The 25,089-nt window shown below is 50.1% G+C and carries 20 protein-coding genes; 9 read left to right on the forward strand and 11 right to left on the reverse strand.

Annotation, left to right across the window (positions count from 1 at the left end):
* Window positions 1-23 precede the first annotated feature (23 nt).
* Together H6A34_RS03965 and H6A34_RS03970 are read left to right on the forward strand one after the other, a co-directional pair.
* The gene (locus tag H6A34_RS03965; RefSeq protein WP_205103601.1) at window positions 24-1,616 is read left to right on the forward strand and encodes a cytochrome ubiquinol oxidase subunit I; all 1,593 of its coding nucleotides are present in this window, start codon (window positions 24-26) and stop codon (window positions 1,614-1,616) included.
* 123 nt (window positions 1,617-1,739) lie between these two features.
* Window positions 1,740-2,846 carry a cytochrome d ubiquinol oxidase subunit II gene (locus tag H6A34_RS03970; protein ID WP_205103602.1) on the forward strand — a complete coding sequence of 369 codons (1,107 nt, stop codon included), beginning with the start codon at window positions 1,740-1,742 and terminating at the stop codon, window positions 2,844-2,846.
* Between the two features lie 106 nt (window positions 2,847-2,952).
* Here the strand turns inward: H6A34_RS03970 and H6A34_RS03975 are convergent, their stop codons facing one another.
* The 6 genes from H6A34_RS03975 to hpt all read right to left on the reverse strand — a co-directional run bounded on the left by H6A34_RS03975 (window position 2,953) and on the right by hpt (window position 9,157).
* The gene (locus H6A34_RS03975) at window positions 2,953-4,056 is read right to left on the reverse strand and encodes an Mrp/NBP35 family ATP-binding protein (protein ID WP_205103604.1); all 1,104 of its coding nucleotides are present in this window, start codon (window positions 4,054-4,056) and stop codon (window positions 2,953-2,955) included.
* A 591-nt stretch (window positions 4,057-4,647) separates the two neighbouring features.
* The gene (locus tag H6A34_RS03980; protein ID WP_205103606.1) at window positions 4,648-5,769 is read right to left on the reverse strand and encodes a glycoside hydrolase family 53 protein; all 1,122 of its coding nucleotides are present in this window, start codon (window positions 5,767-5,769) and stop codon (window positions 4,648-4,650) included.
* A gap of 41 nt (window positions 5,770-5,810) precedes the next feature.
* Entirely contained in the window at window positions 5,811-6,590 is a 780-nt protein-coding gene (gene pgeF, locus H6A34_RS03985) for a peptidoglycan editing factor PgeF (RefSeq protein ID WP_205103608.1), read from the reverse strand.
* Window positions 6,591-6,701: 111 nt separating this feature from the next.
* Window positions 6,702-7,868, reverse strand: coding sequence for a GTPase ObgE (obgE, locus tag H6A34_RS03990; RefSeq protein WP_021948497.1), 1,167 nt, complete (start codon window positions 7,866-7,868; stop codon window positions 6,702-6,704).
* Window positions 7,869-8,020: 152 nt separating this feature from the next.
* Complete coding sequence (locus H6A34_RS03995; protein WP_205103610.1) at window positions 8,021-8,593, reverse strand: adenylate kinase; 573 nt, start codon at window positions 8,591-8,593, stop codon at window positions 8,021-8,023.
* Window positions 8,594-8,617: 24 nt separating this feature from the next.
* Window positions 8,618-9,157 (reverse strand): hypoxanthine phosphoribosyltransferase, encoded by a 540-nt coding sequence (gene hpt, locus H6A34_RS04000; RefSeq protein WP_021948495.1) that lies wholly within the window; start codon window positions 9,155-9,157, stop codon window positions 8,618-8,620.
* 87 nt (window positions 9,158-9,244) lie between these two features.
* Here hpt and H6A34_RS04005 point away from each other — a divergent pair, with 87 nt between their 5' ends.
* The 7 genes from H6A34_RS04005 to H6A34_RS04035 all read left to right on the forward strand — a co-directional run bounded on the left by H6A34_RS04005 (window position 9,245) and on the right by H6A34_RS04035 (window position 15,721).
* On the forward strand, window positions 9,245-10,771 hold the full coding sequence (locus tag H6A34_RS04005; protein WP_205103612.1) for an NAD(P)H-hydrate dehydratase: 1,527 nt from the start codon (window positions 9,245-9,247) through the stop codon (window positions 10,769-10,771).
* 44 nt (window positions 10,772-10,815) lie between these two features.
* Entirely contained in the window at window positions 10,816-11,877 is a 1,062-nt protein-coding gene (locus H6A34_RS04010) for a DUF4831 family protein (RefSeq protein WP_021948493.1), read from the forward strand.
* Window positions 11,878-12,024: 147 nt separating this feature from the next.
* On the forward strand, window positions 12,025-12,768 hold the full coding sequence (locus H6A34_RS04015; protein WP_205103614.1) for a NigD1/NigD2 family lipoprotein: 744 nt from the start codon (window positions 12,025-12,027) through the stop codon (window positions 12,766-12,768).
* An 83-nt stretch (window positions 12,769-12,851) separates the two neighbouring features.
* Entirely contained in the window at window positions 12,852-13,415 is a 564-nt protein-coding gene (locus tag H6A34_RS04020; protein WP_205103615.1) for an RNA polymerase sigma factor, read from the forward strand.
* 4 nt (window positions 13,416-13,419) lie between these two features.
* Window positions 13,420-14,748, forward strand: coding sequence for an outer membrane beta-barrel protein (locus H6A34_RS04025; protein WP_205103616.1), 1,329 nt, complete (start codon window positions 13,420-13,422; stop codon window positions 14,746-14,748).
* Between the two features lie 10 nt (window positions 14,749-14,758).
* The gene (locus tag H6A34_RS04030; RefSeq protein ID WP_205103617.1) at window positions 14,759-15,055 is read left to right on the forward strand and encodes a LysO family transporter; all 297 of its coding nucleotides are present in this window, start codon (window positions 14,759-14,761) and stop codon (window positions 15,053-15,055) included.
* Between the two features lie 60 nt (window positions 15,056-15,115).
* On the forward strand, window positions 15,116-15,721 hold the full coding sequence (locus H6A34_RS04035) for a LysO family transporter (protein ID WP_205103618.1): 606 nt from the start codon (window positions 15,116-15,118) through the stop codon (window positions 15,719-15,721).
* Window positions 15,722-16,453: 732 nt separating this feature from the next.
* Here the strand turns inward: H6A34_RS04035 and H6A34_RS04040 are convergent.
* From H6A34_RS04040 to H6A34_RS04060, 5 genes are all read right to left on the reverse strand, one after another.
* The gene (locus H6A34_RS04040) at window positions 16,454-17,767 is read right to left on the reverse strand and encodes an MGH1-like glycoside hydrolase domain-containing protein (protein ID WP_205103636.1); all 1,314 of its coding nucleotides are present in this window, start codon (window positions 17,765-17,767) and stop codon (window positions 16,454-16,456) included.
* A 133-nt stretch (window positions 17,768-17,900) separates the two neighbouring features.
* Complete coding sequence (locus H6A34_RS04045) at window positions 17,901-19,601, reverse strand: RagB/SusD family nutrient uptake outer membrane protein (RefSeq protein ID WP_205103619.1); 1,701 nt, start codon at window positions 19,599-19,601, stop codon at window positions 17,901-17,903.
* A 13-nt stretch (window positions 19,602-19,614) separates the two neighbouring features.
* Window positions 19,615-23,013: a TonB-dependent receptor gene (locus H6A34_RS04050; protein WP_239480748.1), complete on the reverse strand. Its 3,399-nt coding sequence runs from the start codon at window positions 23,011-23,013 to the stop codon at window positions 19,615-19,617.
* A gap of 77 nt (window positions 23,014-23,090) precedes the next feature.
* Window positions 23,091-24,095: a FecR family protein gene (locus H6A34_RS04055; RefSeq protein ID WP_205103621.1), complete on the reverse strand. Its 1,005-nt coding sequence runs from the start codon at window positions 24,093-24,095 to the stop codon at window positions 23,091-23,093.
* Window positions 24,096-24,163: 68 nt separating this feature from the next.
* On the reverse strand, window positions 24,164-24,763 hold the full coding sequence (locus H6A34_RS04060; RefSeq protein ID WP_205103623.1) for an RNA polymerase sigma-70 factor: 600 nt from the start codon (window positions 24,761-24,763) through the stop codon (window positions 24,164-24,166).
* Between the last annotated feature and the right edge of the window lie 326 nt (window positions 24,764-25,089).

Consider the following 25,089-nt stretch of genomic DNA (forward strand, 5'->3'; position numbering starts at 1 on the left):
ATAACCTTAAAACAACAAAGAATATGTACGATTTACTGTTGAGCATGAGTGCCGGTACGGTAGACTGGTCGAGGGCGCAGTTCGCCCTTACCGCCATTTACCATTGGCTATTCGTGCCGCTCACGCTGGGCCTTGCGCTCATCATGGGCATTATGGAGACATGCTATTACCGCACGGGCAAGACCTTCTGGAAAGACGCCGCGCGCTTTTGGCAAAAGCTGTTTGGTATCAACTTCGCCATGGGCGTGGCCACGGGTATCATTCTCGAGTTCGAGTTCGGAACGAACTGGAGCAACTATTCATGGCTTGTGGGCGACATTTTCGGTGCACCGCTGGCCGTGGAGGGCATAGTGGCGTTCTTCCTCGAGGCTACGTTCGTAGGCGTGATGTTCTTCGGATGGAACAAGGTGTCACGCGGTTTCCACCTTGCCTCGACATGGCTTACAGGTCTCGGCGCCACGATTTCGGCCTGGTGGATACTCGTTGCGAACGCATGGATGCAGTATCCGGTTGGCCAGGCGTTCAATCCCGACACCATGCGTAACGAGATGACGTCGTTCGCTGAAGTGGCGCTGTCGCCATTCGCCGTCGACAAATTCTTCCATACCGTCATCTCTGCGTGGGTAATCGGCGCGATATTCACCGTAGCCGTAAGCTGTTATCTTATGTTCCGTAAGCACGGCGACGCCGCAAGGGCCGGGCTGGACCGCAAGCTTGCCGTGCAGAGCGTCAAGATAGCGTCAATCGTCGGATTGGTAGCGTCGCTCCTGGCGGTGCACACCGGTGACAGCTCAGCTTACATGGTGGCCAAGGCACAGCCGATGAAACTCGCCGCGATGGAAGCCCTTTATGATGGCGGCAAAGGCGAGGGGCTGACCCTCGTGGCGCTTGTCAACCCGTTTGAACAGCCTGATTACGCCTCGGGAGAGGAGCCGGCAATGCGTATTGCGATACCCAACATGCTCTCGTTCCTCGCTACGCGCGACCTTAACGGTTACGTGCCGGGCGTGAATGACATCATCAAGGGCGGATATACACAGCCCGACGGCTCCACGGCGATGTCGCTTGACGAGAAGATGCAGCGCGGACGGCAGGCTATTGCCTCGCTTGCCGATTACCGTGAGGCCAAGAAAGCGGGTAACGAAGCCGTGGCAGCACAGCACCGCAAGGTGTTGGACGAGAACATGAAGTACTTTGGCTATGGTTACATAGACAATGCCGAGCAGACCGTGCCGTACATTCCGCTGTGCTTCTGGGCGTTCCGTGTGATGGTAGGACTCGGCATGCTGTTCCTCCTTTTCTTTGCCGTGGCCCTGTTCCTGTCATATAAGAAAGACATAACACGCATGCGCTGGTTCCACGTAGCGGGCATGGCGTTGCTGCCGCTGGGCTATATAGCGAGCGAGGCGGGATGGCTCGTGGCTGAGTTCGGCCGCCAGCCATGGACTATCCAGGACATGTTGCCTACATGGGCGGCCGTGTCTGACGTCGGGGCTGGCTCGGTTATGTTGACGTTCTTCATATTCCTCGTACTCTTTACCGTACTGCTTGCCGTTGAAATCAACATCATGTGCAAGGCTATAAAGCACGGGCCTGAATATTCTACAGAGAAATGAAAAAGTAAAAAGGAGCGAAAACCGTAAGGGCTGACCACGCCAAAGACAATAGCGGCAGTGAACCATGCGCCTTTACCGGATTACGTTTCCACGTCACCTTTAACTATAATAAAAAAGAAAGATATGTCTTACGAATTTTTGCAACAATACTGGTGGTTCCTTGTTTCGCTGTTAGGCGCGTTGCTGGTGTTCATGATGTTCGTCCAGGGAGCTAACTCCTTACTGTTCTCACTGAGCGGAAACAATGACGAGCGCGGCCTTATAATCAATTCCACCGGTAAGAAGTGGGAGCTTACCTTCACGACGCTCGTCACGTTCGGCGGCGCTTTCTTCGCTTCGTTCCCGCTGTTTTACAGCACCAGTTTCGGCGGTGCTTACTGGTTGTGGATGATCATACTGTTTACGTTCGTGCTCCAGGCCGTAAGTTATGAGTTCCAGAATAAGCTGGGCAACCTGCTCGGGGCGCGCACGTTCCACTGGTTTCTCGTTATCAACGGAATACTTGGCCCGCTGCTGCTCGGCGTAGCCGTGGCCACGTTCTTCAGCGGGGCAAACTTCATTGTGGACAAGTCTAACATCCTGGAGCCCGGCGCAAGCCCGATAATCAGCGGCTGGGCCAACGCCAGCCACGGCCTTGACGCGCTGCTGAACGGTTGGAATCTCATATTCGGCCTTGCCGTGTTCTTCCTTGCCCGCATACTCGGCATTCTTTATATAATCAACAATGTCGACAACGAGAACATCCGTTCACGGTGTACGGTGCGCCTGGTGGGTAACTTCGTGCCGTTCCTCGTGTTCTTCCTCGTTGCTCTTGTGCACATACTTTTGCAGGACGGATACGCCGCAGACCCTGCAACCGGCGAGATATACCTTGAGCCTTACAAGTACTTCAACAACTTCGTGGCCATGTGGCCGTTAGCCGTTGTGTTGCTTGCAGGCGTCACGTTATTCCTGTACGGCTGCGTGAAGACTATTTTCAACGCAGCGTATATTCGCGGAATATGGCCTGCCGGCATAGGCGCGGTGCTTGTAGTGCTGAGTCTGTTGCTGTGCGCCGGATGGAACAATACGGCTTATTATCCGTCGACGGCCGACCTGCAGAGCAGCCTGACGATAACAAACAGCTGCAGCAGTGAGTTCACCCTGGGCGTCATGTCTGTCGTTTCGCTGATTATTCCTTTCGTCCTTGCCTACATAGTAGTGGTATGGCGAAAGATGGACAAGAAATAATTAAGAGTTAAGGGCGAAGAAACTTAAGAATTAAGAGTTAAGAATTAAGAAAAATAGCCTTGTCAAATCAGCATTGCATATTTTCTTAATTCTTAACTCTTAATTCTTAATTATTTTTGATTTCCACGATTTTTGTCGGGCCTTGTTCCTTGTTGCGCCGGTTGGTAACGGTCACTACGGCCTGTGCCAGGTTGATGAATGCCAGTCCGGTAGCGGTGTCCGAGTTGAGCGCGGCGGGCTTGCCGTCGTCTCCGCTTTCGCAAATGCTCTGTACCATTGGTATCTGCGCCAACAGAGGTACGCCCATTTCCTTTGCAAGTTCCTTACAGCCTTCCTTGCCGAAGATATAGTATTTGTTTTCAGGAAGCTCCGCCGGAGTGAACCATGCCATGTTCTCGACGAGGCCGAGGATAGGTACGTTAACCTTGTCGTTGCGGTACATGTCGATACCCTTGCGTGCGTCGGCCAGCGCGACTTTCTGCGGTGTGCTTACGATCACGGCTCCGGTGATGGCCAGGGTCTGCAATAATGTAAGGTGGATGTCGCTTGTTCCCGGCGGCGTGTCAAGTATAAAGTAGTCAAGGTCGCCCCAGTCGGCGTCGCCGATTAGTTGTTTCAGGGCGTTCGATGCCATGCCGCCGCGCCACAGCGTGGCCGTGTCGGGATTGACGAAGAAGCCGATGCTGAGCAGCTTGACGCCGTATTTCTCAACCGGTTCAATCAGGTCGCGCCCGTCTTTGTGCACGGCGTAGGGGCGAGCGTCCTCTACGTCGAACATCTTAGGCATTGAAGGGCCGAATATGTCGGTGTCGAGCAGACCGACTTTGTAGCCCAGCCGTGCCAACGCTATTGCCAGGTTGGCGGCCACTGTGCTCTTTCCCACACCGCCCTTGCCTGAGCTTACGGCGATGATGTTCTTCACTTCGGGCAGCATTTTGCCGGCCTCGGGGCGAGGCTTAGACTTTGTTTCAACGCTTATTTCCACCTCCACGTCCTTGCTTACGTGGTAATGGATGGCGGCTTCGGCAGCCTTTACGGTAGACTTGAGGAACGGGTCGGTATCTCGCGGGAATATTAGTGAGAACGACACTTTCATACCGTCAATGCGCAGGTTGTCGGCAACCATTTCGCTTTCTACCAGATTTTTTTTCGTGCCCGGGTACGTAACGGTAGCCAGGGCGTCCATTATCAATTTAGGATATAACGTCATAATGTTTGTGTTTGATGGTGCAAAGATAGTGCAAGCCGAGCGAAACGCAAAATAAAAGAGAGTGAAACGAACTTTTATTTTCGTTTCCGAGGCGCCGCCTATTTTATCCAAAGATAGTGCAAGCCGAGCGAACCGCAAAATAAAAGAGAGTGAAACGAGCTTTTATTTTCGTTTCCGAGGCGCCTGTGTGTTATGCGGTATTTATCTACTTTGAAATTGATGACTTTCCGAAAGGCCGTCAATCGCATTGCAAAAGACCACCTTTTAGTTTGCAAAAGACGGCCTTTTACAAGCCAAAAAGCCGTCTTTTGGAAACGCTTTGACTGTGTAACGCTTTTCGTGTGATAACCGTCGATTCTGTATTTTATTCGCTTCTTTACTTTCTAATCGTAACGGTTGTAGTGCGGGGCGAAATGTATGGTTGAACATCAGGTAAATAACGATGTTTTCAACTGTAAGCTTTTTTCGGTAGGATGGAGTTTTGCCGTAAGAAAAAGGGATAAAAGAAAATGAAGAATGAACAACCGCTTTATGCGCAACAGCGCAAGCCTGATTGTCCACTCTTCATTCTTCTGTTGTATGTTATTTATCCTATTGATTTATGAATTTAGAAAATTCGTCCATTGCCGGAAGTGTCTTTCCTGTGTGGTTGTCGAACAGGCCGCGGTTAAGCCAGCTTTTTACGACGGTAGAGCCGGACTCGTTTTCTTCAGGGAACCACCAGAACAGACCGGTCACGTCATCGTGCTTGTTGAGCATTGTGACAAGTTCTTCTGTGAAACGGCGCTGACCCTCGGCGCTGATTGGGTATAGGTCGGAATAATGGTTGGGGTCTTTCTCCCAAATGTCGTTCTCGTGAGAGTAATAAAATGCTGTTTCGACAATCATCACGGGCTTGTTGAATGTCGTCTTGAGACTGTCAAGCACGACGTCAAGATGTTTTATCGTGCCGTGCCACATGGGGTAGTAGCTCAGTCCGATGATGTCGTAATCGAGTTTGCCGTCGCGCAGTTTTGCGTAGTATCCCTCAGTCGCGTTCCAGTCTTGGGCGTGCTCCGTATGTATTATTATCTGTGCCTTGGGACATGCCTGGCGGCAGGCTTTCACCCCGGCGTTGAGGAATGTCAACAGCGCTGGCCAGTTGTCGGCCTTGGTTGGCTCAACCCTACCCGTCGGCCAAAGCATGCCGAAGGTTATTTCGTTGCCCACCTGGATGAAGTCAGGCTCCGCTCCGGCCTGCTTCAGGGCGTTCAGCGCGTTGAGGGTATGTGCGTAAACCGAGTCGGCAAGTATCTTCACCTGTTCGTCCTTGCTCTTTCCTGCAATGGCTTCGTCCCATGCTTTCGGAGTAAACTGCTTGCCGGGGTCAGCCCAAGTGTCAGAGTAGTGGAAGTCAAGCATTAGCTTAAAGCCGTGAGCCTTTATCTGTTTGCATAGCTTTATTACGTAAGGCAGGTCTTGGCATACGCCCTCGTCCTTGTTGCCCAGCGGCGCATTGTCGGGCTCAACGAACAGGCGCACGCGCATGGCGTTCCATCCCGCTTCGGTGAATAGCTTGTACGGACATGTTTCTTTGCCGTCAGCAGTCTTGTATGTGGTGCCTTTTTCCCTGTATGTCGGCAACAGTGAGATGTCGCCTCCGAGATACTTTTGGGCATTGGCGCCTGCGCATGTAATCAATGCAAGCATTACTAAGATGATGTGTTTTTTCATAATCAATTGTTTTAGTGTTATAGTCGTATTGTTGAATGTTGTCAAACGGTCATTATACCGGTGAATATCCTGCCAGACATTGTGCCCAGGCGGCGCGCCGAGAAGTAATCGCCTGTGTTGCCGAACGTGCATACGGGCGATACGTCAATGCTGCTTTCGGGTATTCCGAGCGATACGAGTTGACTGCGGTTGCATTCCTTCAGGTCGATATGCCATTTGTCCTTGCGAATGCTTATGCCGCTCATGTTGAATCCTGCGGCGGCGAACTCTTCATACACTTCGTCGCCCACCTCGAACGCGTCGAGCGAAATGCCAGGCCCGATTACGGCTTTCAGCGATTCGGGGTGTGAGCCATAACTCAGTCGCATGGCGTCAACGGCCTTCATGGCCACTCTTCCCACCGTGCCTCGCCATCCCGCATGAACGGCGGCAACGGCGTTATGGCATTCGTCATAGATAAGTATCGGAATGCAATCGGCCGTGGAAACTCCGATGCATACATTCTTGACGTCGGTTATCAAGGCGTCAACACCTTCAAGCAACAGGGTTTTCACTGTTGGCGGAAGCGTGAGAAAGTCGGTCGCAATCTGCCTTATCTCCGTGCCGTGGGTCTGGTGTGGCATGATAAGATGGTCTGTCACAATACCCAGCTTACGGCATAACGCCTCGGTGTTTTTCTCTATGCACTCGTCGTTGTCGCCGCAATACCTGTTGATATTGAACTCTCCGTAAAGTCCTTGGCTTACTCCTCCGTGGCGTGTAGTGCTGAATGCCGTCACGCCGGGAGATATATTATAATATGTTAGGATAGGAGTTGTCATTTGTTTAAATGAACAATCAAGAATTAAAGATAAATGATGAAAAATGAATAATCGGTCATGTTATGTTGTAACGATATGCCGGATTATTCATTTTTCATGTGTTTTTAAGTCTTATTTTTCGTCGACGTCGTAATATTCAACATCGTCAAGGTCCTCGATGTCGTCTTCGTCTATAAACTCTATTTCGTCTTCTCCTTCCACCCTGAGTTCCTCGGGTAGTGTGCCGAGGTCTTTGTCACGGTGGACAAGAGTATCTTCCGACGTTATATCCTTCAGCTTGTTGCTTTCGCTGTTCAGTTCTTTCCACAGCACATCCTTAAGTTCGTCAAGCCCGCGTCCGGTTACTGCCGAGATGAATACAACCGGAATACCCTCGGGTACGGTCTCCTTAATCATCTCGATAAGCTCGTCATCCAGCAAGTCACACTTCGTTACGGCCAGCACACGGTGCTTGTCAAGCATGTCAGGATTAAAGTTTGCCAGTTCGTTAAGCAGTACTTCGTATTCTTTCTTTATGTCGTCGGTATCACCCGGAACCATGAACAACAGCAACGAGTTACGCTCGATATGGCGCAGGAAACGCAGCCCGAGCCCCTTGCCTTCGCTTGCTCCTTCGATAATACCCGGAATGTCGGCCATAACAAACGACTGGCGGTCGTGGTAACTGACGATTCCGAGCGACGGCTCAAGCGTCGTAAACGGGTAATTCGCTATCTTCGGCCGTGCGCTCGACAGTGTTGACAACAACGTACTCTTGCCTGCGTTGGGGAAACCAACGAGTCCTACGTCGGCAAGCAGTTTCAGCTCAAGGATTATCGTCATCTCCTCCATTGGCTCACCGGGCTGTGCATAGCGTGGAGCCTGGTTCGTGGCGCTGCGGAACTGGAAATTACCAAGTCCGCCTCGTCCGCCTTTCAGAAGCAGTACGGTCTGCCCGTCGTGTGTTACGTCACAGACATACTTGCCCGTCTCCGCGTTATACACTACCGTGCCGCACGGTACGTCAATGTATACGTCCTTGCCGTCTGTACCGTGACATTTGTCCCTTCCCCCGTTTCCTCCATGCTCGGCGAATACGTGGCGCTGGTATTTCAGGTGTAGTAATGTCCAGTAGTTGTGGTTGCCGCGCAGGTAAATGCTGCCGCCTTTACCTCCGTCGCCGCCGTCAGGACCGCCGTTAGGTTGATATTTGGCATGTCGCAGATGCATTGAACCTCTGCCTCCCTTACCGGAGCGACAGTAAATCTTAACGTAGTCAACAAAATTCGATTCGGGCATAGGAAGTTTAAGAATTAAGAGTTAAGAATTAAGAGTTAAGAATTAAGAGTTAAGAATTAAGAGTTAAGAATTAAGAGTTAAGAATTAAGAGTTATAACATTAATATGGCCATTGCATATTTCTTAATTCTTAACTCTTAATTCTTAATTAATTTAGATGTTGTCTATAACATTGCAAATATCGGCGAAAATACGGTCAAGTTCGCCGAGACCATTGATGTGGTGGTGTATATTCTCTTTCTTGTACCATTCAATCAGTGGCGCAGTCTGGCTGTGGTAAACGTCAAGACGCTTTTTTATTGTCTCCTCGTTGTCGTCCGAGCGTCCGCTTTCTTGTCCTCGTTTGATGAGGCGGGTCATAAGTTCTTCTTCCGGAACGTCCAGCTCAATCATTGCTGCAATCTTATGGCCGCGTTTGTCAAGCATTTTCTTCAATGCCTCAGCCTGCGGAATAGTGCGGGGGAAGCCGTCGAAGATTACGCCTTCATGCTCTTTGCCGAAACCGTCGTATACGCTTGCCAGGATGTTGACCATCAAGTTGTCTGGTATGAGTTGGCCGTTGTCTATGTATTGCTTGGCCGTCTTGCCGAGCTCTGTCCCGTTCTTTATCTCATTACGCAGAACATCACCCGTTGATATATGGCCAAAGCCGTACTTCTTAATCATCAAATCACTTTGCGTGCCTTTCCCTGAACCAGGCGCGCCGAAAATAACAATATTCTTCATTTTTAGAGTTAATATAAAATGTAGTTATTCTTCCACCAGTGTATAAATGTCTCTCAGATTGCGTCCTTCCTGGTCGTAATCCAGGCCATAGCCTACAATAAAGTCATTCGGAATTTCCATGGCTGCATACTCAATGTTGAGGTCAACCTTCAGCTTTTCCGGTTTGAGTAGAAGCGTGCAGATGTGGATAGAGGCTGGATTACGTGTGCCGAGCGATTCGAGCATGCGTTTCATTGTAAGGCCAGACTCGACAATGTCTTCGACTATCACTATCGTACGTCCGGTCAGGTCTTCGTTAATACCGATAACCTCTTTTATTTTTCCGGTAGACATCGTTCCTTGATATGACGCTAATTTAACAAACGATATTTCGCAAGGAATGTCTATCATCCGGAGTAGGTCGGCCGCGAATATGAAAGAACCGTTAAGTACGGCAAGAAATAGCGGTTTCTTGCCTGCCATATCCTTGTTAAGGCGGTCGGCAACAGCCTTGACATGCTCCAGTATCTCTTTCTCTGTGTATGAAATCCTGAATGTCTTGTCGTGGATTTTTATTGTAGACATAATGCTTTTTTGATATTTTGGCACAAAATTACTAAAAATATGCCAAACTTGACAAGTGGTTTGTATTAATTTTGTATTTTTGCACTGATGAAGATTTTTACAGGCGCTCAAATTCGTGAGCTTGACAAATACACAATAGAGCATGAGCCGATAAAATCCATAGACCTGATGGAACGCGCGGCGCGTGCGTTGACTCGTGCCATTACCGATCGTTGGGGCAACTGCACGAAGGTCGTAGTTTTTGCCGGTCCAGGCAATAATGGTGGCGATGCATTGGCTGTTGCCCGCATGCTCGCAGAACGGAAGTATTCAGTTTCTGTTTACTTGTTTAACATTAGCGGTAAGCTTTCCGATGATTGCACTACAAATAGGCAAAGGCTTACGGAGTGCAAGGCTGTCAAGGAGTTTACGGAAGTCATTAACGAGTTTGATCCGCCGAAGCTTGAAAGTGGAATGCTTGTTGTTGACGGCTTGTTCGGTTCGGGATTGAATAAACCGCTTGCTGGAGGATTTGCGTCGCTCGTTAAATACATCAACCAATCTTCGGCTACCGTAGTAAGCATAGATGTACCTTCGGGGCTTATGACCGAAGACAATACATATAATGTCAGGGCTAATATCATTAAGGCAAACGTAACTTTTACGTTGCAGAACAAAAAACTTTCATTCTTTTTCCCTGAAAACCAGAAATTTATAGGAGAACTGAATGTTCTTGACATTGGTTTGAGTAAGGATGGAATGAAGAGTCTTAGCACGCATTATAGTGTATTGGAAGAGAGTGAGTTATATCCGCGTATCCTCCATCGTGGAGATTATTCACATAAGGGAGATATGGGACATGCGCTTATCATTGCCGGAAGTTATGGTATGGCAGGTGCCGCAATATTGGCTACAAAAGCCTGTCTTAGGAGTGGTGTGGGGAAAGTTACAGTCTGTACTCCACGTCGTAATAATGATATAATGCAGGTTTCTGTACCTGAAGCCGTGATGTGCATTGATAAGGAGGAAACTTATTTTTCGGAAGCTGTTGATGCGACAGATTTCGATGCCATAGGCATTGGTCCCGGACTTGGTCAACAGGAAAGTTCAGCCATCGCCTTGATAACGCAAATCAGGAGAACTCAGGCTCCAATCGTTATCGACGCAGACGGCCTTAACATGCTATCCTCACATCGTGCGTGGCTGCAACAGTTGCCGCATGGCATAATTATGACTCCTCATCCTAAGGAATATGAACGTCTGGCCGGCAATCATTTCAGTGACAGTTATGAGCGTCTTGCAAGTGCGATGGATATGGCCGAACGCCTGCATGCTTTTATTATTCTTAAGGGACATTATTCTGCATTATGCATGCCTGACGGTAATATTGTTTTTAATCCAACAGGAAATGCTGGCATGGCCACGGCCGGTAGTGGAGACGTGCTTACCGGAATAATAACCGGTTTGTTGGCACGGGGATACAAGCAGGCTGATGCATGCTTGCTTGGTATGTACCTGCATGGCTTGTCCGGTGACATTGCCGCGCAGTCTTTAGGTGTCGAGAGCGTCGTGGCAAGCGATTTGATAAATTATCTGCCACAGGCATTTAAGCATTTGTATGGAATAGTAAGTTGATTTTTTACCTTGATAATATTGAATAACGAATAAACAATGACAATATGAAAAACCTTGTCTTAGCGTCTTTATTGCTCGCATCAAGTGTATGTTCGGTTTTTGCGCAACGTGGTAAAGAAGTCGCAGAGGGTACTGGATATTATTTGCCCCGTACTGAACTACAGTTTACTGTGAAGATAGAAAAGACGTCATATACGCCGGGCGACTTTGCCATTTACGCAGAGAAGTACATGAAAATGAGGGATGTGCCGATGAAGGGGTCGGTAACTTACCGGATATTGGGACTTGACATAAACTCCATTGGAGAACGTGACACGTCAAAGTTTTATGTACTTCCTACGGATAACAAGCACAATATACAGACCGTTGACATAGACGAGGATGGAGTGTTGCTGGCCATTAACGCAGAACCAAAGGAAGTCACTTTGCCTGAACCGTTCAGGCCTGCGCCTAAGCCAGCAGCTTTAAATCCGCGTGATTATATGAATGAGGATGTCCTGTCGGCAGGAAGTTCGGCTAAGATGGCTGAGCTGTGTGCCTTGGAGATATATGATATCCGTGACAGCAGAAGCATGCTTAACAAGGGACAGGCAGACTTTATGCCTACCGATGGTGAACAGTTGAGGATAATGTTGAAGAATCTTGACATGCAGGAAAGTGCCTTAATGCAGTTGTTCGCAGGCGTTACGGTGAAGGATACGTTAGAGGCAGTGGTGAAGTTTGTGCCGACAAAGGTGGCGGATAAGCAGTTGCTGTTCCGCTTCTCAAAGTGGATGGGCATAACGGATGCCGATGATTTAGGTGGAAATCCTTATTATATAAGCGTGGAGGATAAGCATATAACGCCGTCAATACAAGAGGACTTGTTAAACAAGAAGAAAGTCAAGGACAATGGCGGTTTTTATGTCAACTTGCCTGGCAAAATCAAGGTGACGCTATATAAAGGCAACGACCAGTGGGCTGCGTATGAGCTTTATGCAGCACAGTTCGGCACGACGGTTCCGCTTGATGAGGAACTGTTTGATAAAAAACTGTTCACAAGCATAGTGCTCAATCCTGTTACAGGCAATCTTGAGAGCATAGAGATTGAGAACACGAAGAAATAATGATAGTGGTCTTTTGTAGATGAATGTGGTGGAAATATCTCTGCCACATTCATCTTTTTGTGAATAATGATTAAAAAAAGTGTGTCTTGCGCAAGATTATGTGCCTATCATGAATTTCATTGTTGTAAGATATAAGAGCTATAGATTATGAAAACAATGAAATTTTTAGCAGGATTGACGTTTGCCATAGTGTCCGTTTTCACATTAGCCTCATGTAATGACGACGACGGCTACGTCTGGTATTATTATCCACAGCCAAACGCGCTGGTTACGGTGAAGCCGATTGAAGGTGCGGGCTTTTACATGCAGCTCGACGACAGCACCACTCTTTATCCCGTAAACATGGCAGTTTCGCCTTATGGCGACAAGGAAGTAAGGGCACTTGTATGCTACCGTGAGGTGAATCCGGTTAACGATTATTATTCTAAGTCGGTTGAAGTTTCATGGATGGACAGTATTCTTACCAAGGCGGCTGTGCCCTATCCGGCCGATGGAGACGTTGACGAATACGGTGACGACGCGATAGAGATAGTGAAAGACTGGGTCAACATAGCGGAGGATGGCTACCTTACATTGCGTTTCCGCACGCTGTGGGGAAACACGGGGGTGGCACATTACGTAAATCTTCTTACCGGTGTAAATCCTGACGACCCGTATGAAGTGGAGTTTAAGCATAATGCTTATGGCGATGTGGAAGGCATTTGGGGAGATGCATTGGTGGCTTTCAGGCTCAGCGATTTGCCCGATACCGAGGGAAAGACAGTGAAGATAACTCTTAAATACAAGTCGTTCAGCGGCGAGAAGAGCATACAGTTCGACTATTGCAGCCGAAAGTCGACAACGGTAGAAGGCTCGGTAGAGCGTGCGGCTTACTCGTCACGACTCAAGTAAGAGGGCTATATATTTAACAATCAATTACATAAAACCGGGAAGGCCGCGCCGTGTTTTTAAGCGCGGCCTTTCTTTCAGTTATAATGGCTGGTAACGGCGGATACAAGGAAAGTGAACTGGTAAATCTTGCGGCACGCGGAAATAATGCCGCAATAAAGGTAATTTACGACACATATGTAGGTTACCTGTCTGCCGTGTGTGCCCGTTACATAGCCGATGAAGACGACCGCAAGGACGTGTTGCAGGAGTGTTTTATACGTATCTTTACGTCTCTTGACAAGTTTGACTATAGAGGTGAAGGCTCTTTGAAGGCCTGGATGATAAGAATTGTGGTAAACGAGTCCTTGCGTTTTCTTAAGAAAAGCACGTCTTACGATTTCATTGGGCATGAGGAGACGCTGCCCGACATCGCTGACGAACCTGAAGTTGAGGGAATACCCGATGATGTCATTAACGACATGATACTGTCGTTGCCGACGGGATACCGTACCGTATTCAACCTGTATGTGTTCGAGCAGAAGAGCCATAAGGAAATCGGGGCGATGATGAACATTGGCGAAAGCTCGTCGGCATCGCAGTTCTCTCGTGCCAAGGCGTTGCTGGCTAAGCGTATCAAGGAATATAAAACCATACATAAAAACGATTGATGTCATGGAAAAATATTGGATAGAACAGTTGAGGAAAAGGTTTTCCGACAGGCAGGCAGCCGCTCCTGACGGCCTGTGGGAGGGCATAGAGACAGCGATGCGTGAGCGTGGCGCCCTTGGCGTAGTGCCAGCGGACGGCTCGAAGCGTGTCCGGACGGTGCCCCTGCGCTGGCGGCGTGCCGTTGCGGCTGCTGCTTGCGTGGCAGTCGTGGCCGGTGCCGGCTGGCTATACTTTGGGCAGGAGGCTGAACACGTGGCCGTCGGCGGTGCAGGTACTCATGTTACCGCAAATGCCGACAAACCTGCGGCTGACGTTGCCGGAGACATTGGCGGCGACGTGGTGACGGCCAGTCCGGGGACAGCTTTGCGCCGTGTTGGCGAGAGGCTGGTGGCTGCCGTATCCATGACAGGCGAACATGTGGCGGAGGTAATAGATAAGGTTGACAGTCTTGAACATGCCAGCGCAACGGCTGTTGGAACCGGAACTGTTGTAGCCGAGGCCGGAGGTCAGGAGAAAAAGCCCGCTGAACAAGGTGGCGGTAGTGTTGTCGTAAAGCGCAATCCGCCGCGTCAGTCGGGTGGCTATAGGCATGGCGACGTGGCTATGGGCGTAGACCGTGGGCATGGTGGCGGCCATGGCAGTATATCAATGGCTGTGTATGGTGGAGGCACGGCGCCGTTCGGCAATTCGGCGGGTGGACTTAACACCTCTCTTTTGCCCTATGCCATGCAGCAGTCGCCTATGAACGACAAGAACGTGGTCATGCTCTTGTCGTCGGCGGACGACGGTTACATGCCGACGGCCGAAGGCAACGAGGTGAGGGTGAAGCACCGCCAGCCCGTTAAGGTCGGCATGTCGGCCAGGTTTAACGTGGCCCGCCGTGTAAGCGTTGAGGCTGGCCTTAACTACTCGTACCATTCTTCCGACATTGCGTCTGGCGACGACGAGGGCGGATATAAGACTGAGCAGAAGCTGCATTTTGTTGGTGTGCCCGTGAGCGTCAGCTATGACATCTGGCATACGGACTATCTCGAGGTGTATGCCTCGGCGGGCGGAGCGGCCGAGTTCTGCGTGTCAGGAAAGTCGCACACGGACTATATTTCCGGCAACGAGGTGGTGCGCTCGTCTGACGATGACGTGCGTGATACGCGCACGCAGTGGTCGGTCAACGCATCGGCTGGCGTGCAGTACAATTTCAGCAGTCTTGTCGGTATCTACGCTGAGCCGGGAGTAAGCTATTATTTCGACAACGGCAGCAACGTGAGCACTATCTACAAGGACAAGCCGCTGAACTTCAACCTTAACGTGGGGCTCAGATTTACCATAAGATAAACGTACCGACGTGTTTACCGTAATAATCATCATGCTGGCCGGCATGGGGCTGGGCTATGTGCTAAGGGCTGGCCGCTTCGCCTTCGTAAGGCGCGCCGTAACGGTGCTGGTGTGGCTGCTGCTGTTTCTGTTGGGCGTCGAGGTTGGCACTAATCCGCGCGTTGTTGGCGGCATAGGGCGATTGGGCGCCGAGGCGGCTGTACTGGCCGTGGCCGGCGTTCTTGGCAGCGCGGTGATGGCATGGGTGCTATACAGGGTAGTGCGTGGCGCTCGTGATGACGACGGCGACGGCGGCCAACGGGCGTAACGGTATGTATTTTATGACCGATAATACGTTTCCTTCACATATTACACGTATATTCAGCAAATGAGGGGCAGTCTCGTAATAGTAGGATTCTTCGTTTTGGGCACGGTGGCAGGCGTTTCCGGCATTGCTCCGTCATGGCTTGCCGACGGTGGAGACATCAGCTTTTGGGCTTTGTGCGCCCTGATGTTCTTCGTCGGACTGAGTGTAGGCGGCGATACGGAGGTGCTGCGCAGCATACGCCGTGTCAACCCGAGACTCATGTTGCTGCCGCTGGTAACGGTGGCCGGCACGCTGGGTGGAGTGGCGGCGGCCGGTGCATTTATGCCCCATCGCAGCCTGCCGGAGTGTATGGCTGTGGGCGCAGGCTTCGGCTACTATTCGCTTTCGAGCATATTCATAACGGAATACAAGGGCGCTGAGCTTGGTACCGTGGCCTTGCTGGCCAATATTTCGCGCGAGCTGATAACGCTGCTCTGCGCCCCGCTGCTGGCCCGATGGTTCGGGCGGCTGGCCCCAATATCCGCCGGCGGGGCAACTACCATGGACACTACGCTGCCCATAATAACCCGCGTATCAGGCAGCCGTTACGTAATACTGTCCGTTTTCCACGGCTTCACGGTAGACTTCAGCGTGCCGTTTCTTGTCACTTTCTTCTGTTCGCTGTGACGTTTTAATAATCTTAATGCCTGCGTTTTTGTCAACGCTAACGCACATTTGCTAAACCAACAAGGCTAACTGTCATTCCGTGTTAAGCATGGAATGACAGTTAGCCTTGTTGGCTTAATGAGTGTGTATTGTTGGATAATATTTATGATAATGATATTTGGCAAAGTTTGGACAGCTTGTTTCTCAATGTTACATTATGTACACGAAACAGGCTCGACGGCTTTCGTTTTGAAAAACGTTGACGCTGTAGAACGGGCACGGCCAAAAATTTTCCGTCGATTGGCTTGAATATGTCATCCTGCGTATGCAAGCGTAGCACGTTTAAACACTCACTTTTACATCTAAAGGCCATGTTTTGTGCAACGAAAGACGGCCTTTTGCGTTCCGAAAAGCCGCCTTTTGGACATCGCGCAGCGCCTCCACGATTATCGTGGAGTGCTTGTATGTTCATTAAAGAGCGCTTATATTACAATCATGTAACGGTTGAACGATTTTTTAACATACTTTTCTTTACAAACAAAGGACTGTTTTGCTAAGTATGCATGCCATTTTCATAAAATCCGTTTCCAGATTGCGCAGAAACCGTGAACTTTCTTTTGTGACATTTTGTAGCGTTTATGCACGCTATCGGTGATATATTGATAAAACGGGTGCGGGCGTTGCCACGAATGACAACGCCCGCGCTGCTGTTATATAAAAATCATTGTATGCGGATATTGTAACCGTTTACGCTCAGAATTCGGTTACCTGCTGCCGACCCTCGAGCCATGCTATCATGTTGAGCACGAGGAAGTTCCAGTTTTGGAAACCCTTGTTCAGCACGGGTTCGCCGTTCTCGGGCAGGTAGTATTCGTGCAGCGCGCCGAAGCGCTCGAAGTCTCTCCCGAGCAGCAGGACTGTCTTTTCGGCCAGCTCGCGGGCCTCTTCCTCGTATCCGTAATTAAGTAGTCCGCGGAACACGAGGTAGTTGACGTTAATCCATACAGGGCCTTGCCAAGATGAGGGATTGCCGCTCGCTTTGGTGTTGTACATCTTTTCCAAGGGCGAGAGGGTGCGTATTCCGGCCGGCGCGTTGTACGACGTGGTGTCGCGGAAGTGCTTGCTTACCATCTCGGCTGCCTGCTCCTTGGTAGCGATTCCTGCCCACATTGCCATGAAACCGCTCCATACGCTGAGGCGCTGGATAAGGCAGTCGTACGAGCGGGGCTGCCCCACGTGCAGGTAGAGGTCGCCCGGCTCAAGTCCGGTAATGTCGGGCTTCTCTACGGGCAGCAGGTTCAGGTCTACGCTGTAGTAAAATCCGTCGCGCCTGTCCCAGCAGTGTTCGCGCACGCGGGCTGCCAGTTCGTCGGCCTCGTCGGCGTATTGCCGTGCCGTCTCGGTAAGGTTCAGGCGTGTGGCGAGATACTCCATAGCCTTCAATTCCTTGTACATCAGAGCGTTGAGGAATATCGAGCCCGAGCTTTCGTGCGGCCGGTAGAATGTGCTGGGGTCGTTGTCCACGCCGATAGCCTCGTCAGTTTCCCAGTAGAGCAGACCCGTAGCGCGGTGGCGGTGATGGTTCATGTATTTCGAGACGAACGCCTGCAGGAAGTAGAAACCGTCCCTCAGCCATTCGGCGTCGCCGTTCATCGTGCGCGTGATAAACGCCGCGTGCTGCGCCAGCGTAGGCTTGTGCATGTTAGATTTCCACGGGTTTCGCTTGCGTAACATGTCCTCGCGGCTGGGCGCGTTGCGCTCTATCCAGATGGGAATCCAGCCGTCCATGCCTCCGTAGCTTAACGAGTTGAGCACGCAGCCCTGCTCGTACTTCAGCGCGCGGGCGCTGTCGGCCTTCGTGCCGCAGTCGGCCAGAATCTGCCGCAGCGCCACGTTGCTCAGCCACGAGTCCCAGTCCCACAGCATGTCAAGGTACTGGTTGCTACCGGGAGCAAGGAAGGGGTAGGGCAGCGAGCCGCCTGCCTCACGGTACATACCCTCTTTCTCCTTGTAGATATACCGCTTGCAGATGTCCTTGTACTTGTTTACGTTCTCGGCATTGCGCATTGGCAGCTGCGCCGCAGCCGTTGTAGTTAGCGCGAGGAGCGCCGCCGCTACCACCGTCCTGATACCGCGCGCAGCGGCGAGCCCCACGGCGCGGCGCGCGGCCGGCCACGGGGCCCTTGAGGACATGTAATGATTAATAGCCTTCATTCTGCTTGAATTCTTCTTTATTGGTTATCGCGTCAAGGTAATCCTGCGGGAACGGGCGCAGCATATGGTATGCTTTCACGTTCTTGCCGGCGTCGGGATTGCCGGTCTTTATCCTCCGTAGGAATATTTCCTCGCCCATGCGTTTAAGGTCGAACCACCTTAGCTGCTCTCCTGCAAGCTCGCGGCCGCGTTCGTCAAGGATAAAGTCGATGTCTTCGATGTCGGCCTGTGTCACCTCCATCTCTGCCTCGTGACCGCTCACGGCGCGCGTCCTGCGCAGCGTGTTCATGTATTCCAATGCGTCGGCCTTTCCGCATTTGCCGCCGGCCTCGGCTATGATGAGATACATTTCGGCCAGACGTATCATGAAGGCATCGCGTGTGCTGCGGTCCTCCTTTACAGTCTCGCGTGTCGGGTCTGCAAACTTCGAGATGGCCATATACTGCTTCTGGTTCTTTAGTGTGCCGTCAGCGTTGTACATCACGTCGCGGTCTATAATCTGGTAACGCCCCTTTGCCCAGTCCTTTTGTTCTTGTGTGGTAGACTCGCGGGTAGCCCAGATGGCCGTGTCGCCTACGTGCATAAGCGGATAGTTGGTGCCGCCTTCCTTGTTGGCAATCCACAGAGTCTGGAACGTAGCTGCCAGGCGCTGATCGCAGTCGTCGTATAAGTCGAGCAGGTAACGCGTTGGCATGTAGTGTACGAATGGCCTTCCATACTCAATGCTTCGCTCCAATCCTGGCTGGGTGTCGTATTCCATGCAGTAGGACAGGTGTGAGTTGTTGCCGCCGGAGCGTATTATGTCGTCGTCGAACTCGCCGTTGTACAACTGGTTTTCTGATGAATAGTCCACGTACCATATCACCTCAAGGTTCCCGTTGCCGTCGGCGCCCTGCTTCCTCATGTCGAATACGGCCGAGAAATCCTTGTTCAGCTCGAACGGGCCGTTGTCAACCACGTCCTTGGCCATGGTATAGGCTTGTTCGTAAAGCTGCGTGTCGCCAGTCTCACTGGCGCGTGTGAGCAGTAGGCGGGCCTTGAACGCCTTTGCCGCCCACAGCGTTACGCGTCCGCCTTCTGACTGCGTGGTAGGCAGGCAGTTGTCTGAGTTGATGCAGAAGTCAAGGTCGTCGAAGATGTGTGTATAGATGTCTGCTACAGATGTTTTCTGCGGTTCCGTGACGATATGCTCGGATGGCTGGTCTGAATAGTAAGTGTCGCCGAATGTCTCGGCCACGAGCCAATAGTAGTAAGCCCTGAGGAATCGTGCCTCGGCTTCCCTCTGCTTCTTCAGAGCGTCGTCCGCGTCTACGGTCTGGGCATGAGCTATGGCCGTGTTACAGATGTTAATCGCCTTGTAGAAACGGTTGAAGTATTCGCTGAAAATAGCTACCGTACCGTTTAGGTCTGTCTGGTAAAGCGCCAGTGTAGGATAGTCACACTTGCCGCCGGGGGCAAGGATGTCCGTGCCCGATTCTCCCAACGCAATGCCCGGAGCCTTGCCGCCCCACAGGCGCATTGTCGTATAGCATGAATTTATAAGCGACTCGAATCCCTCTTCGGTGTCATAGTATCCGTTGTCTGCGCTCAGGTCGTTGCGGTTATGCTCCTCGAGAAAGTCGGAACAACTGCAAAATACAGCGCCGATAGCCACGATGATGGCGATAATATAATTATATTTTTTCATGATATATTGTTCTTTAGAATTCTAAGTTTATACCGAACACAAGTTGTTTCGTCATAGGGAAGTCTATGCTTCCTCCAGCCTCAGGGTCGTAGTGGTCAATTCCGCTGAAGGTAAAGAAGTTCTTTGCCGTGCAGTACAGACGCAGTTTTGACAGCTTAATGCGCTTGAGAAGGCTCTTTGGAAGCGTGTATCCGAGCGTAATATCCCTAATCTTAAGGAATGAGCCCTTTTCGTAAGCTAGTGTGGTGTAGTACATTACCTGGTTGTAGCTCTTGCTCTTATCGGGACGTGGAAATGCGTTCGTCGGATTTTCTGGTGTCCAGTAATCAATGTTCGCGCCGTTTTCAGATGCGTTTACGCGGTAGGTTGTATTGTAGTCATAGGCGATCCATTGGCCGAGTCGGGCATAAAGGAATATCGTAAAGTCAAAGTCTTTGTACTTGAACGAGTTGTTAAAACCTAATGTCACGTCCGGTCTTTGGCTGTAGATGATTCTGTCGTCAGGCGTGATAACACCATCCTTGTTGACGTCTGCAACCTTGATGTCGCCCGGCACCTGTCCGTTCTTTGCCGCTTCGGCTTCTTCTCCGATTTGCCAAATACCTATTTTCTTATAGTCGTAGAATACTTTGAAAGCCTCTCCGACAAACCATGCGTTAGCTTCGTCCTTGGTCTGGCCCGACGCGAGCTCCTTGATTTTCTCCTTGTTGTGCGACAACGTAAAGTCAGAAGTCCACGAGAAATCCTTTGTAAGGATGTTTACTGTGCTTAAAGAGAAGTCTACACCCGTGCTCGAAGTTTTGCCGATGTTCTCCATAACAGACGTAAAGCCGTTGATTGAAGGAATGTTCCTGCTCATTAGGACGTTGCGTGTCTCAGCTTTATACACGTCGATACTACCTGATATTCGGTTATTTAAGAATCCGAAGTCAAGGCCGATGTTGTATTGGCTCGTCGTTTCCCAAGTCAGGTCTTTGTTCGACATGGTCTTAGGATAATATCCGTAGGCTACGCCGTTATTGAACGAATATGTCGATTCTCCCAACAAGCCCATTGTCTGGTACGGGTCGATTGCACATTGGCCGGATTCACCCCAGCTGAGCCTGAGTTTTAAGTTGGATATGGCTTTGATGTTCTTGAGGAATGGTTCTTCGTTGATTCTCCATCCTAATGCCACTGACGGAAAGTATCCCCACTTCTTGCCGTCGGCGAATACGGAAGAACCGTCGGCGCGGATGGAGGCTGTGAACAGGTAGCGTTCCATCAGCTTGTAGTTTACCCTTCCGAAAAAAGATGCGAGATTCTCTTCGTTGAGATAGCTGTCTATGGATATTTCTTTTTCGTTGGAGCCAAGGTTGTGGAATATGTTGTCGTCGTATGGCTGGTCTTTTCCGCCTGCGTATGTATATTCTTCGGAGTTCATGATTGTACTTGTTCCGGCCATGAGTTGCAGGTTATGTATTCCTCCGAAATCTTTTGTCCATGTCAACACATTCTCCCAGGTAAGTTCCCGTGTGGCATAATGCTCCTTGTATGACTGCGAGTCGATGTCTCCGCCCTGTAGGGAGCCTTTTGCCGCAAAGAAACCACGGCGCTGGTTAACTGAGCTCCATGCGAAGGTTGTCCTGAACAAGAGTTCCTTAGTGATGTTCCAATTCATGTAGAAGCTGCCGAAGAACCGTTCACTTATTGTATTGTCCGTGCGCATTCCGGGCTGGTCGTCGAGCAGCGGGTTCATCTGTGTGTTATATCCGGGCGAGGGATACGACACGATATTTCCGTCGTCATCATACGGTTTTGATATAGGTATGATTTTTCTTGCCTGATTAAGCGGGCTATATCTATTGTCTTTGTCTACGTAAGAGTAGATTACGTTTGCGCCTATTTGTACGTTCTTAAACAGGTTGTGGTCAAGGGCAAGTCTTCCGTTGTAGCGTTTGTAACCGTCATCCTTGAAAAGTCCGTTCTCGCTCCTGTAGCCTAACGAGAAAAAGTGACGTGTCTTGTCGTTGCCTCCTGATACCGACAGCTCGTAACTTTGGTTGAATCCGTTATGCATCAGCATGTCTGGATAGTCAGCATCGTAGCCTTTTTCGAGATATTCAAGTTCTTCAGGCGCGAACACGGATGCATCGTCGGCATATTCACCGGTCTCACGGTCACGGTAAGCCTCACGCTTGTAGCGGGCGTATTGCTCGGCGTTCATCATGTCAGGATAGTCCGTGATCATTGTTGACGACAGGAAGGCGTTAAACGAGATTCTCGACTTGCCGCTCTTTCCTTTCTTCGTTGTTATCATGATAATTCCGTTGGCTCCACGTGTACCGTATATGGCAGTGGATGATGCGTCCTTCAAGACTTCGATTGACTCGATGTCGGACGGGTTAATGTCCACGTCCGAGCCATAGTCTATTCCGTCAACGAGGATGAGCGGGGCATTGCTGGCCGTAAGCGAACGTTCGCCGCGGACGGTAAAAGTGGGTGACGCTCCGGCTTGTCCCGACGTTACGCTAAGGTCGAGTCCGGCTATTTTTCCTTGCATGGACTCGAGTACGTTGGTGGTGGGGATGGCCACTATGTCTTTTTGCTTTAGCGACGATACCGAGCCGGTCAAGTCGCGCTTCTTCTGCACGCCATAGCCGACTACGACAATTTCGTCAAGCGACTGGTTGTCGGGAAGCATCTCGATGGACATTGTTCCGGGGCGTATTTTCACGCTTTGCTGGATATATCCGATGTATGACAACGTTACGGAGGAGGCTGTTGCCGATAGGTTGTTAAGCGTAAACTTTCCCGAAAGGTCGGTTACGGCTACGTTGTCCGTTCCGTCTTCCTTTACGGTTACGCCTATCATCGGGTCACCGTTTTCGTCAGTCACGATACCGCTGACGCTTTTTTGCGCGTTGGCCTTGTTTCCTCCGCCATGCGTACCTTGGTGTCCGGTAGCCTTGGTAAGTATTATTTCCTTGCCTTCAATCCTGTATTCTACGTCTTCCTGTCCTTTCAGTATTTGTTTTATGACATAGTTTATGTCTTTCCCGTTAGCTGATACAGATACTTTCTTGCGCGTATCGACGTCAGCCGAGGAAAATACGAATGTGTAACCGGTGGCTTTGCGCAGTTCTCCCATGGCTTGCCTTACCGATACGTTATTGACATTCAATGTTATTTTCTGTGCGTATGTGGAAAAATTAAAGCACAAGAATAGCGCGGCTATGAGTATAGCCTTCTTGCATGTTCCCATGATTATTAATGTGTTAAAGTTGAATAAACCGTTGATTATCAAGTGTTTTGCAGGTCGTATGATGGCTTCTCGTGTCATGGTGTTTTCCTGTTGCCAACGTCCCTGCGGTGTGGTTGCCTCCGTGTCTACGGCGTTGTGTACGGATACCGGCCGCTGTCCGTACGCCATGTTGCCGTGCGCGTAAGGCGTAGTTGTGTTTTTTAGGTATTTTGCTGCATAGGCTTGTTGTTTATTTTGGTTAGTATTTAATTGTATAAAATGTATTTTCCGTTTTTGTATGTGTATTTTACGCGCCTTGTCTTCGAGATGGCTTCGAGTATATCTTCAGCAGTGCGCCTGCGTGTGTCGAATGCTCCGTAAAAGCGCTTTTTGCCTGTACTGTCAGCCACTTTTATCTCTACGCCGTACCTTCTTGATACAGCCTTGGCTATTTCGTCCAGCGGCGTGTCCTCGAATATTATTTCTCCGTGTGTCCAACTGTCTGAGCCAGCCGCGTTTATTCTGCTTTTCTTCATCTTGCCTGTCCTCTTGTCCATCGTCATCCGCTCATTGGCAGCCAGGTACATGCTTTGTTCGGAAGCGGTTGCGGATAGGGATACCTTGCCTCTGATCAGGTCAACGGTAACGTTGTCGTCATCGGCATAATTGCTGAATGTGAACTTTGTGCCAAGCACGGTCAGGCTTACATCGTCGGTATGTACAATGAAAGGCTTTTTTTCATCATGGCTAACGTCAAAGCATGCTTCACCCTTCAGTGTGATATTTCTGCCGTTTATGCCGAAGTCCTGAGGGTATTCCAGCCTTGACATGGCGTTGAGCCATACCTTTGTGCCGTCGGGCAGTGTTGCGGCTGACGGTGCTCCGGCAGATGTCTCGATACTTATCATGGCATGGCGGCTGTAGTCCCTGCCCGTGCCGTAGAGATAACCAGCAAGTGGAAGCAGCACTGCCGCGACTATGGCGGCAGCTATCCTAATGACCCGTCTTGTGCGGCGTTTGCGCATGTTGGCCTCCGCTCCCTCTATCCGGAGCCTGAACCTGCGGTATGCGCTTTCGGCATCATACTTGTACGAATCGGCCGCCACTCCGGCCGAGAACCATTCTTCGACCCTTGCCCTTACGTATTCACGGTTTGACACGGAACGGTATGTCCATTCTTTCAGGGTGTTGAAAGAAGTTTCGTCAAGCTCGTCCGAAAGATATTTCGCTATCAGCGCGTCTATATCGTCATGCCGGTCTTTGTTGTCCATAATATCCGTTGTTCTATAAGTTAAGACAAGATTTCATTGTTTAAGGGTAGTGTAGTTTGCCGTTTTTTTCAAAAATCTATCACGCAAACTGCAAAAATCCACTTTATATAGCCTCCAAGCCTTCGGTGTAGATGCGCAAGCGCGTTTTTTATGTGATACTTCACCGTGTTTACCGATATGTGCATGTCGTCGGCAATCTCGGCGTACTTCATGTGCTCCGTCCTGCTTTTCAGGAATACCCTGCGGCATTCGTCTGGCAGTTCGTCAATACTTTCCTTGATGATATCTTGCAGCTCTTTCTCTATCAGTTCGCCAAGCGGATGGCGCGCGTCGGCGAAAAGAGACATGACGAAGTCTGTGCTGTCGCCTGGAGGGATTGTTGTTTGCATACGGCTGAACCTTCTGTACGGGCTCTTCATCTCGTTGATGCACCGATAGCGTACGGCACTAAGCAAATATGTGCGCAACGATGACTTGACATGTAGCGACCTGTGGTTTTCCCAAATGTTGAAAACCACGTCGTCGACGATACTTTCCGCCAAGTGGCCGTCATGTACGATATGGCGCGCAAAGCTGCACATCGCGGCATAATAATGTTCAAATAAATATTTGAAAGCTTTTTCGTCGCCTTGCCTTATCCTTGAGATTATAGCCGTTTCGTCAGTCATAAGTGTAACCTATGGCCTCAGAGTGCTTGTGCGCAGTTCATTTCAGGCCGTATATTTAATAAGGTATTATTCTATTAGATGCAGTGCTGCTGTTAAGAAATTCTGAATTTTTGCAAAATTATGAAAAACGGATGAAAAGCCAAAATAAATGCGGATAAAATGTCTTATTTACTTGAACGTCGGTAAGAACGCCTAAAAACGTTAGCTTTTTCAGGTCTTTTAGTTTGGATTCGGTCGGTGAGGCGTGTCTTGTGTAACGTTCAGCAACAAAATGAACAGATAAACTTACTGTTACGAAAGGCCGTCTTTGGGTTTGTGAAAGACGA

The organism is Marseilla massiliensis (assembly GCF_016899855.1).
Lineage (GTDB): Bacteria > Bacteroidota > Bacteroidia > Bacteroidales > Bacteroidaceae > Prevotella.

Bases quoted from the DNA above. Each gene is read 5' to 3' on its own strand.
- obgE (WP_021948497.1), bottom strand. From the start codon at position 7,868: ATGCCCGAATCGAATTTTGTTGACTACGTTAAGATTTACTGTCGCTCC.
- H6A34_RS04015 (WP_205103614.1), top strand. From the start codon at position 12,025: ATGAAAACAATGAAATTTTTAGCAGGATTGACGTTTGCCATAGTGTCC.
- H6A34_RS03965 (WP_205103601.1), top strand. From the start codon at position 24: ATGTACGATTTACTGTTGAGCATGAGTGCCGGTACGGTAGACTGGTCG.
- H6A34_RS04040 (WP_205103636.1), bottom strand. From the start codon at position 17,767: ATGCGCAATGCCGAGAACGTAAACAAGTACAAGGACATCTGCAAGCGG.
- pgeF (WP_205103608.1), bottom strand. From the start codon at position 6,590: ATGACAACTCCTATCCTAACATATTATAATATATCTCCCGGCGTGACG.
- H6A34_RS04010 (WP_021948493.1), top strand. From the start codon at position 10,816: ATGAAAAACCTTGTCTTAGCGTCTTTATTGCTCGCATCAAGTGTATGT.
- H6A34_RS04050 (WP_239480748.1), bottom strand. From the start codon at position 23,013: ATGGCGTACGGACAGCGGCCGGTATCCGTACACAACGCCGTAGACACG.
- H6A34_RS03995 (WP_205103610.1), bottom strand. From the start codon at position 8,593: ATGAAGAATATTGTTATTTTCGGCGCGCCTGGTTCAGGGAAAGGCACG.
- H6A34_RS03975 (WP_205103604.1), bottom strand. From the start codon at position 4,056: ATGACGTTATATCCTAAATTGATAATGGACGCCCTGGCTACCGTTACG.
- H6A34_RS04020 (WP_205103615.1), top strand. From the start codon at position 12,852: ATGGCTGGTAACGGCGGATACAAGGAAAGTGAACTGGTAAATCTTGCG.
- H6A34_RS04035 (WP_205103618.1), top strand. From the start codon at position 15,116: ATGAGGGGCAGTCTCGTAATAGTAGGATTCTTCGTTTTGGGCACGGTG.
- H6A34_RS03970 (WP_205103602.1), top strand. From the start codon at position 1,740: ATGTCTTACGAATTTTTGCAACAATACTGGTGGTTCCTTGTTTCGCTG.
- H6A34_RS04025 (WP_205103616.1), top strand. From the start codon at position 13,420: ATGGAAAAATATTGGATAGAACAGTTGAGGAAAAGGTTTTCCGACAGG.
- H6A34_RS04055 (WP_205103621.1), bottom strand. From the start codon at position 24,095: ATGGACAACAAAGACCGGCATGACGATATAGACGCGCTGATAGCGAAA.
- H6A34_RS04005 (WP_205103612.1), top strand. From the start codon at position 9,245: ATGAAGATTTTTACAGGCGCTCAAATTCGTGAGCTTGACAAATACACA.
- H6A34_RS04060 (WP_205103623.1), bottom strand. From the start codon at position 24,763: ATGACTGACGAAACGGCTATAATCTCAAGGATAAGGCAAGGCGACGAA.
- H6A34_RS04045 (WP_205103619.1), bottom strand. From the start codon at position 19,601: ATGAAAAAATATAATTATATTATCGCCATCATCGTGGCTATCGGCGCT.
- hpt (WP_021948495.1), bottom strand. From the start codon at position 9,157: ATGTCTACAATAAAAATCCACGACAAGACATTCAGGATTTCATACACA.
- H6A34_RS03980 (WP_205103606.1), bottom strand. From the start codon at position 5,769: ATGAAAAAACACATCATCTTAGTAATGCTTGCATTGATTACATGCGCA.